The following is a 5,919-nucleotide window of genomic DNA, read 5'->3' on the forward strand; positions in this document are numbered from 1 at the left end:
CCCAGGGATGGGACGGGTAGGGGCGGCGGGGGCGAGAAACCCGCCCCTACGGCCGCAGCGCCCGCAGCAGCAGGTCCGCCAACTGCTCCGCGACCTCCGTCGAACTCAGGGAGCCCTCCGGGCTGTACCAGGTCGACAGGTGGTGGATGGACCCGAAGTGGTAGTCCACCACCAGATCCGCCGAGGTCGCCCGCGAGAACACCCCCGCCTCCTGCCCCTCCTCGATCAGCGCCCGGAACCGCTCGTGGTACCGGCGTCTCTCCGCCCGCACCTGCTTGTTCTTCTCCGGGCTCAGATGGTGCATCGAGCGGAAGAAGATCATCGCGTCGTCGAGGTTCTCGATGGTCGTGACGACCACGTCAGCCGCCGCCCGCCGCAACCGCTCCTCCACCGGCGCGTCCGCGTTCGCGAACGCGTCCAGCCGCTCCTGCTGGACACGGAGCACGCGCGCGTACACCTCGTGCAGCAGGTCGTCCTTGGACCCGAAGTAGTGGTACAGCGCCCCTTTGGTGACGCCGGCCGCCTCGACGATCTCCTGCACGGACGTGCGGTCGTACCCCTGTTCCGCGAAGAGCCGGGTGGCGGCGGCCAGCAGCCGCTGCGGGACGGGCGTACCGTCACCGTCCGTCGTCCTGGGCACTACCGCCACCAGCCTTCCCATACGTTTCACCGAGAGTCGCCTACTGAGAGTCCCCGGACCGGGTACGCAGTTCCCGACGGAGAATCTTTCCGGTCGCCGTCTTCGGCAGGTCGGGCAGGATCTCCACCTGCCGCGGGTACTTGTAGGCGGCCAGTCTCTCCTTGCAGTACGCGGCGAGCGCGTCCGGGTCCCCCTCCGCGCCCGGCCGCAGGCTGATGTACGCCTTCACGGTCTCGCCCCGGTACCCGTCGGGCACCCCGACGACGGCCGCCTCACGTACCGCCGGATGGGTGTACAGCACGTCCTCGACCTCCCTCGGCCACACCTTGAAGCCGGACGCGTTGATCATGTCCTTCTTCCGGTCGACGACGTAGAGCCACCCCTCGGCGTCCATGAACCCGATGTCGCCGGTCCGCAGCTCCCCGTCGGGGAAGGTCTCGGCGGTGGCCTCCGGGAGCCGCCAGTAGCCGGGGACGACCTGCGGCCCCCGTACGAGGATCTCCCCCTGCTCCCCGAACGGGACCTCCGCGCCCTGGTCGTCGACGATGCGTACGACGGTGTCGGGACCCGGCACGCCCACGGCGAGCGTCCCCGAGACCGGGTCGACGGGGGCCTCCAGGGCGGGCGGTACGGAGGCGCAGGGGGCGGTGCACTCGGTGAGGCCGTAGCCGTTGCGGATGTACGGGCCGAAGCCGGCCCGGAACTTCTCCACGAGGGCGGGCGGCAGCGGGGCGCCGCCGGAGGAGATGTGCCGGAAGGAGGAGAAGTGGTCAGGGGTGACCTCAGGGTGCGCGGCCAGGGCCATGAAGGCCGTCGACGGGCCGACCGTGTAGTGCGGGCGGTGCTCGGCGAACGCGTCCAGGACGACACCGGGCTCGAAGCGGTAGGCGAGGACGAGGGTGCCCGCGCTGTTCAGACTCGCGCCGAGCTGGCAGACCATGCCGGTGATGTGGAACAGGGGCGCCATCGCGAAGTAGACGGGCGCCTCGGGCAGCGGAAGCCCGGTCCGCTGCCGTTCCGCGTTGTACATGATGTTGGCGTGCGTGTTGGTGGCCCCCTTGGGGGAGCCGCTGGTGCCGGAGGTGTAGCTGATCAGCGCGATGTCGGCGGGGCGCGGATCACGGTCGCCGGCGTCGGGCGCCTTGTGCCCGTACCGGGCGACGGCTGTCAGGTCCTCGGCGTCCGGGGCCTGCGGCAGCCGCTCGAACGCGAGCACGCGCGCGTCGCCGCGCGTCTGGAAGTCCAGCTCGCAGCCGGTGAGCACGATCCGCACCGGAGAGTCCGCGGCCGTCTCCCGCAGGTACGACTCCCAGGCCCGGTCGGAGCAGATCAGCGCGGCCACGTCACCGTCCCGCAGGACGTGGGTGACCTCCCCCGACTTGTACATCGGGTTGACGGGGACGACGGTCGCGCCCGCCTTCCAGGCCCCCAGCAGGGCCAGCACGAAGAGCGGCGAGTTCTGCAGCAGGACGGCGACCCGGTCGCCGCGCTCCAGTCCCCGGGTGACGAGGTACCCGGCGACGGAGTCGCTCAGTTCGTCGACCTCGCGGTGGCTGAGCCGACCGTCGAAGTAGGCGAGGAAGGTACGGTCCGGGACCTCGGCGGCGGTCCGGCGAAGCGCGTGGACGAGTGAGTCGTCGGGGCTGACGGGCCCGCGCTGGACGTCGTCGAGAAGGCCCAGCCAGGGCTGCGCCGCGTACAGGGAGCCGATGCCGGTGTCGGCCGCGCGCTCGGAGTCGGTCATCGGGTGGCCTCCCACTTCTGCTGGATGTGGTTCATGCTGGTCAGCCAGTGGTCGGGGTCGGCGGCCCGCGCCCGGTAGTAGTCGGCGACCTCGGGGTGCGGCAGGATCAGGAACCGGTCCTCCTCGATCCCCCGGAACAGCGCGTCCGCGACCGCCTCGGGCTCGATCGCGGTCGGCGTGAGCACCAGGTCACCCGCGCTGCCCGTCCCGGCCAGCATGTCCGTCCGCACACCCTGCGGGCAGATGGCGTGCACCTTGAGCCCGCGGTGGCGGTACGTCAGCGACAGCCACTCCGCGAAGGCGTACGCACCGTGCTTGGACACGCTGTAGGGGGCCGCGCCGATCATGGTGAGCAGCCCGGCGGCGGACACGGTGGACACGAAACGGCCGCTGCCGCGCTCCAGCCAGTCCGGCAGCAGTTCGTTGGCCGCCCGGACGTGCGCCATCACGTTCACGTCCCAGGCGAGCGCCCAGACCTTCTCCTCGGCCGCCTCGGACCCACCCGAGGGAAGCCCGGCGTTGGCACAGTAGACATCGACGGTCCCGCCAAGCGCGGCCCGAGCCTCCCCGACGATGGCGGAGGCATCTCCGGGCACCGCGATCCCGCCTATCTCACCGGCGACGGCTTCGGCCTTGTCGGCGTCCAGATCATTGACGACCACCCGTGCCCCTTCAGCGGCGAACCGCCGGGCGAGCGCGGCTCCGATGCCACCCCCGGCTCCAGTGACGACGACTCCGGCACCTTGCACGACACCCACGATCGGTCTCCTTCGACACGACACGGCCCCAACGTCCGACCAGACTAACCGGTCGGTATGTTGCAAGAAAGGGGTGCCGTCAACTCCCCAGGGGCGCGGGGAACGGCGCGACAAGCCACAACGAACCCGCACCCTACGAACCACAGGCGGAAGCGCATACGGTGCCACCACCACCCGTACCGCCTCACGGAGGGAACCCCCATGCCCCTGTCCAGACGCGGCCTCCTCACCACAGCCACCGCGGCCTCCCTACCCGCGTGCACCGCCGCGACCCCCACCCGACACCGCCCAGAAAAACTCCGCACCGGCTTCGAAAACCTCACCGCCAAGAACTACGCCCCCCTCAACGGCAAAAAGGTCGGCCTGGTCACCAACCCCACCGGCGTCACCAGGGACGTACGCCACATCGTCGACGTCATGCACGCGGACGACCGCGTGAATCTGACCGCCGTCTTCGGCCCCGAGCACGGATTCAGGGGCACCGCGCAGGCCGGCGGTTCCGAGGGGCGTTACGACGACCCGGCGACCGGGCTCCCCGTCTACGACACGTATCTCAAGAGCGGCCGGCCGCTCGCCGACATCTTCACCGCCTCCGGCGTCGACACCGTCGTCTTCGACATCCAGGACGTGGGCGCCCGCTTCTACACGTACATCTGGACGCTGTACGACTGCATGGAGGCGGCCCAGCTGGCCGGCAAGTCCTTCCTCGTGCTGGACCGGCCGAACCCGGTGACCGGACGCGCGGCCCTCGGGCCCGTGCTGCACAGGGAGTTCGCGACGTTCGTCGGGCGGCAGCCGATCTCGCAGGCCCACGGGATGACGGTGGTGGAGCTGGCCCGGCTGTTCAACAAGGAGTTCCTGGCCACGCCGGTGGAGCTGGACGCCGTACCGATGTCGGGGTGGAAGCGGTCGGAGTTCTACGACACGTCGGGGCTGCCCTGGGTGCCGCCGAGCCCGAACATGCCGACGCCCGACACCGCGCTGGTGTACTCGGGGACATGTCTCTTCGAGGGGACCAACCTGTCGGAGGGGCGCGGTACGACCCGGCCCTTCGAGCTGCTCGGCGCCGAGGGGATCGACCGGCGGTGGGCCGCCGCGGCGGAGCGACTGGCGCTGCCCGGCGTGCACTTCAGGGAGGCCTACTTCGCGCCGACCTTCTCCAAGTTCCAGGGCAGGACCATCGGGGGCGTACAGATCCATGTGCACGACCGGGCGGCGTACGACCCGGTGCGTACCGGGGTCGCGTTGCTGGTGACCGCCAAGAGGGTCTGGAGCGGCTTCGGTTGGCGCCCGGACAACTGGATCGACAAGCTCACCGGCTCCACTCTGGTGCGCACGATGATCGACGCGGGAGCCGACGCCGACGAGGTCGTCGCGGGCTGGCAGGAGGAGCTGGCGGCGTTCCGGCGCATGCGCAGGAAGTACCTCATCTACAAGTGAGCGTGACGTATGGCCAACTCCCCCCGTTAGCGGGACGATACGCCCCACATCACGACACCACGGGGGACGGGGACGGTCATGGCGGATCCGGAGATGAGTGTTTCTCCCTACTGGGAGCTGACGTTCGACGCGGACGGCGACGCGGACGGGCGCAGACGGGAGCGGCTGCTCGCGGAGGTGAAGGCTCGCCAGGTGCGTGACCTCATCGTCTTCGCGCACGGCTGGAACAACGACCGTTCCATGGCGACCCGGCTCTACAGCAGGTTCTTCGAGGCTGTCCCCGCACTCGCCCCCGCGACCGCCAGGATCGGCTACGTGGGGGTGGTGTGGCCGTCGATGCGCTTCACGGACGAGCCGATCCCCGACTTCCAGCGGTCCCTGACCGCCACCGCGCTGCCCGAGGCGACCGGTCGGACCAGGCTCGACAAGGACACCCGGCAGGCGCTCCTCGAGACGTTCCCCGGGCGGGCCACGGTCGTCGAGCAGATCGCCCGGTTGCTGGATCAACAGCCGGGCGACGACGAGGCCCTGGAGGAGTTCGGGGGGCTGGTGCGGCTGCTGGTCGAGGTGGATCCGGAGGCGCCGCAGACGGCGTTCGCGGCGGACCTCCTCCTCTCGGGCGGCGAGCCGGAGGGCGCCCCCGAGATGTTCGCGGGGAGCACGGCCGAGGTCTGCGAGGAGTTCGCCGGGGCCCTGGCCGGGCACGAATCCCCGGACGCCGTCACCGAGTTCGCCCTGCCGAATCCCTGGAACGGCGCGAAGGAGCTGCTGCGGCAGGCCACGTACTACGCGATGAAGCGCCGGGCCGGAACCGTCGGCGAGCGGGGTCTCGGGCCTGCGCTCGGGCGGCTCGCCGAGGCGGCGCCCGGGGTGCGGGTGCATCTCGTCGGACACAGTTTCGGAGCACGGCTCGTGTCGTTCGCGCTGCGGGGGCTGCCCGAGAAGGTGCGCACGGTGAAGTCGGTGACGCTGCTCCAAGGGGCCTTCTCGCACTACGCGTTCGCGGCCGAGCTGCCGCACGACCCGCACGCCGGGGGCGCGTTGAAGGGCCGGCAGAGCCGTATCGACGGTCCTCTGGTGTGCTGCTACTCCCACTTCGACGGGGCGCTCAGCACGTTCTATCCGCTGGCCTCGCGCATGGCGGGCGAGAGCCAGGGGATCCTCGCCGCCGACCGGTCCGTGGCGGGCTTCACCGTCGCGGGGGCGCTCGGGCCCAAGTGGGGGGCGATGGGCCACGACGGCGTGCAGGCCGTGCCGGGGACGGTCAGGCTGACGATCGCCGAAGCGCTGCGGGCCGGGAAGCTGCCGGTGAGCGGGTGCGTGAACATCGACGCGGC

5 protein-coding genes are annotated in these 5,919 nt (G+C 70.8%); 2 read left to right on the forward strand and 3 right to left on the reverse strand.

What is annotated here, in order from left to right:
* Nucleotides 1-46: 46 nt before the first annotated feature.
* From STRTUCAR8_RS23320 to STRTUCAR8_RS23330, 3 genes are read right to left on the reverse strand one after another with little or no spacing between them, the layout of a single operon-like run.
* The gene (locus STRTUCAR8_RS23320; RefSeq protein WP_044472729.1) at nt 47-640 is read right to left on the reverse strand and encodes a TetR/AcrR family transcriptional regulator; all 594 of its coding nucleotides are present in this window, start codon (nt 638-640) and stop codon (nt 47-49) included.
* 40 nt (nt 641-680) lie between these two features.
* The gene (locus STRTUCAR8_RS23325) at nt 681-2,384 is read right to left on the reverse strand and encodes a class I adenylate-forming enzyme family protein (RefSeq protein WP_006378401.1); all 1,704 of its coding nucleotides are present in this window, start codon (nt 2,382-2,384) and stop codon (nt 681-683) included.
* Complete coding sequence (locus STRTUCAR8_RS23330) at nt 2,381-3,145, reverse strand: SDR family oxidoreductase (protein ID WP_044472730.1); 765 nt, start codon at nt 3,143-3,145, stop codon at nt 2,381-2,383. Before STRTUCAR8_RS23330 ends, STRTUCAR8_RS23325 begins: the two co-directional genes overlap by 4 nt.
* Nucleotides 3,146-3,343: 198 nt before the next feature.
* On the opposite strand from STRTUCAR8_RS23330, the gene STRTUCAR8_RS23335 reads away from it, so the two are divergent.
* A complete protein-coding gene (locus STRTUCAR8_RS23335) occupies nt 3,344-4,582 on the forward strand; it encodes an exo-beta-N-acetylmuramidase NamZ family protein (RefSeq protein ID WP_006378404.1) in 1,239 nt (412 codons plus the stop codon).
* A gap of 78 nt (nt 4,583-4,660) precedes the next feature.
* A partial coding sequence (locus tag STRTUCAR8_RS23340) for a hypothetical protein (protein ID WP_006378403.1) occupies nt 4,661-5,919 on the forward strand: 1,259 nt, incomplete at its 3' end.

Origin of the sequence: Streptomyces turgidiscabies Car8, assembly GCF_000331005.1 — a bacterium.
Taxonomy (GTDB): domain Bacteria; phylum Actinomycetota; class Actinomycetes; order Streptomycetales; family Streptomycetaceae; genus Streptomyces; species Streptomyces turgidiscabies.